The organism is Aerococcus sp. L_32 (assembly GCF_050689315.1).
Genome location: NZ_JBOEQF010000698.1, coordinates 1 through 933, shown reverse-complemented (window position 1 = coordinate 933; position 933 = coordinate 1). Strand labels below are relative to the sequence as shown.

Genomic DNA, 933 nt, shown 5'->3' with positions numbered 1-933 from the left:
CATATCAAAAAAATGACTTAGGGGTGAGAATATGAGTCGCGATGAAAATAAACAAGTCTTAGATAATCGAGAAACAGAAAACGAAGAAGTGGAAATCTTTGAGATGAGTCAGCCTACTGATGAGGAAATCTATGAAAGTATTATAGAGGCACTGCATCATAATGACCAAGACCGGTTTAGAGAAGAATTCTTCAAAAACCATACATATGATCAAGCACAGATTTACCTGACTTTGGATCCATCTGAGCGGGTGAAATTGCATGATTATTTAGCGCCACAAGAACTAGCTGAAGTTTACGATATTATTGATGAAGACGATCACGACCGTATTTTGACCTTCCTATATGATATGGATGATAAATATGCAGCTGATGTTCTTTCCTACATGTATACCGATAATGCAGTAGATATTTTAAATGAATTAAATGTTGAAAAAGTACGGACTTACATGCATTTAATGCCAAAAGCGGCGGCAGATGATATTAAAGTGTTGATGCATTATGCAGATGAGACTGTAGGGTCAATTATGACCACTGAATTCGTGTCGATTACAACCAATCAAACTGTTAAATCAGCGATGACGATGTTGCGTGCTAAAGCAGCAAATGCTGAAACAATCTATTACCTATACGTTGTGGATGATGATAACCGTTTAGTCGGAGTACTATCTCTTCGTGACTTGATCGTGAATGATGGTAATGTGATGGTTAATGAGTTAATGTCTGATCGTGTTGTATCGGTAGATGTTAATGAAGACCAAATCAATGTTGCCCGTACCATTCAAGACTACGATTTCCTAGCGGTGCCCGTTGTTGAAGAAACAGGGGAATTGATTGGTATCGTAACCGTCGATGACGTTATCGACGTCTTGAATGATGAAGCCATGCAAGACTACTCTGGTTTGGCCGGGGTAGACGTGGACGAGCAATATTC

1 protein-coding gene is annotated in these 933 nt (G+C 39.0%); it reads left to right on the top strand.

The annotated features are described in order from the left end of the window. Positions 1 to 31: 31 nt before the first annotated feature. On the top strand, positions 32 to 933 hold a 902-nt coding region (locus ACRCJ0_RS15790), incomplete at its 3' end, for a magnesium transporter (protein ID WP_431391135.1).